General features: G+C 46.4%; 2 protein-coding genes. Both read right to left on the reverse strand.

All coding sequences use genetic code 11. The features are described from left to right. On the reverse strand, positions 1–321 hold a 321-nt coding region (locus tag KDK16_RS11750), incomplete at its 3' end, for a hypothetical protein (RefSeq protein ID WP_257276262.1). Continuing rightward, positions 305–2,714: hypothetical protein (locus KDK16_RS11755; protein ID WP_257276263.1), on the reverse strand; the 2,410-nt coding region annotated here is incomplete at its 5' end. The genes KDK16_RS11750 and KDK16_RS11755, both read right to left, overlap by 17 nt.

Below are 2,714 nucleotides of genomic sequence, written 5' to 3' on the forward strand. Positions count from 1 at the left end.
TCCAAAGACATCAATCCGAAAGCTAAAACCCAGCTTGAGCGCAGTAGAGAAGTCTTCTTCTCCCCAGAGGGCATTATGTATATCACTCAGTTTTTTTTCGGTAACTTCATCGTCGGCAAGTTTTGCAAGAATCCTGTCAAGTCGTTTTCCTTTGTCATCACTTTCATTGACATTGATCCCGAGTATTTCTTCTACGGCTCTCAGTACATCTTGCGCGTCTTCTTCTGCCCGCTCTCTGGCTTCGCTGATGTATGTCTGAATGTCCCTTGAAATAGCCTGACGACGATAGTACTCATCATCCTCGCTATTGAGTTCCCTCATTTCCAGAGCTTCTTCGACGGCACTGTTTATCAAGTACTTCAGGTTTGAATCTGGGGTGGCCTGGTGTTCTGATGTCTTGTAGTACATCTTCCAATTCCGAAAGCGTGGTTATCGGATGGCCTGATACTGAGATGTGTTCCAGTTCTTTTTCGAAATCTGCAAGTCTGTAGAGCCTGAGCTGACGATGTTCTATCAGTTCCTGGCGGTCTTCTAATGTGCTGTCTTCATTCAGTTCAAGGCCAAGAACCGTCGCCATAGCTTCCTGCCTGAGTTTGACGAACGTTTCTTCCTTGGCGGCGTGAGTATTCAGTGTCTGAATTCTCTGAATCAGACGTTTTTGCTGGGTCTCAATATCTTCATTGTCATCAAAGTTCTGAATGTTTAAATGTTTGGCAATGCTTGCAAATCGAGCTTTGGTTGCAGCTATTTTTTCAGCGCCTGTTTTGATGCTCTGTTGCCGAAGGTAATCCTGGTCGACCTGATCTATCTGCTGCCTTAAGTGCTGCCGAATGAGGTCTTGACGGTATGCCATTTGCTCTTCGTCACCCGGAACCAGACCCAGCTGAACTTCAAGGTTAGCCAGTCTATTTCGTATTACCCCTTCGATGAGTTCTGTTTGTTGTTGCAGGTGCTGTTGCAGGTGCTGTTCAATGGACTGAAAGCGAGCTTCCAGATCGTTTTCATTGTTGGGAAAGATGTTGTACTGGCCTTCAACGGCCGCCAGTTTTTCTATTACAGCTTTTTTCCGGGACTTTCCCGATCTTTTGATTTTATGAATGTTCTTTCTGATGAGTCTGGCTTGTTCTTCAAATGGCTCGGTCACAACCCAGTTGCTAATACCAAGCCCTTCTGCCAGTTGAACGTAGTAATCGGTTATGGTCTTTTCTATAGGATCACGAACTTCTCGTCTCAGCGCTGGAGTTCGATCAAGTTCCTGCTGAAGTTCCTGTAGCCAGTTTTTCTGTTTTTTCAGCTTTTGTAAATGCTGAAGATGTTGCTCTCCGAGCTGTTCAATGACAATCAGTCTATTCCAGATTGCCTCATCGGTTAATTTTTCCTTCTGTTGCAGATGCCGTTGAATGGACTGAAAGCGGGCATCCAGATCGTTTTCATTGTCTGGAGCAATACCGAGCTGGACTTCAATAGCGGCGAGGTTTGTTTTTACAGCTTCTTCCTCAGGCTGTTTTGTTGCGGCAACGGCTCTGAAGATTTCATTAAGTTTCCCTGTGATGCGTCTGGCTTGCTCTTTTTGTGGCTGGGTGTCATCCCAGTTAACAATACCAAGCTCTTTTGCAAATTGAGCGTTGTAATGATTACTGGCTTCTTTTCTGGCATCACGAACTTGTTGTTCCAGCTCTGGAATTCGTTTGACTTCCCGCTGAAGTTTCCGTTCCTGGTTTTTCAGATCTTCCAGTTTGACACGAACCTCTGCAAGCTCACCCTCAATGTTCTGATAGTGTCGTTGCGTTGTCAGTTGTTCCTCATCATTGGGGTTGGCTTTATCCATTTCGAGATGGTAAAGCTTTTTGAGCTGGGCGAGTCGTACTTCTTTCGTCTGTAGCTCCTTTTGTCTGCTTTCCCTCTCAAGTATTTGCCTGGTCATGTCGGCAACGATTTTGCTGGCAAACTCTTCGTCGTAGTCAAAAGCATTGGCCGCCTCGCCGTTGACAATGGACATAAATTCTTTGAGAAAATGCTCGTTAGTCAGAAGATTTCTCAGTGCGGGTTTGAAGCCGAAATGTTTTGCGAGTTGAACCTGAATCCAGGGTGACGTGATAATCGACTCGGCAACTTTGATGTGTCTTATTGCAAGTTGAAATTCATCTGCCGCGTCCGGGGTGGCGCTACTCAATGCCTGCTGGAGAGATTCATAGTCTGCAAGCATCATCAGTTGATCTTCGTCAAGCTCAGCATTGGGATGAGCGGCCAGCTGATTGGCAAACTGATCCAACAGCTCCATCTGCCTGCTGCGAATGACGTACTGGTAGCTTTTGACCTTATATTTGTTAACTCGTGTTGCTGCTGCGGGGGTGCGGTTGTTAAGCCAGGCTTTTACCCAGAGTTTATAGAGGTTTTCTACGAAAGCGATGTCATGCGGATTCTGCTTCTGACCATGGAAAACAATAACCTCCCCCGGAGCTTCTGATACTTCCAGCTTTGGATAACCCGGAGGCACAGGGTAGACCTCTGTATCATCCTCGGCGTGTACAACATAGCCAACGGGTTTGCTGTATGCCAACAGGTCATTAAGAGCCTGCTGTTGTAAATCCTCTCCCAGGACATGAACCTGGATGTAAGCCGAGGCAGCGGCTGTCAGGAGAACCTCATCATTGACAAAGAGCGATTGACAGCCGCTTCTTCGCCTGGTGTGGAAATCACTTTTCACGGTAATA

This window comes from Endozoicomonas sp. SESOKO4, assembly GCF_024606275.1.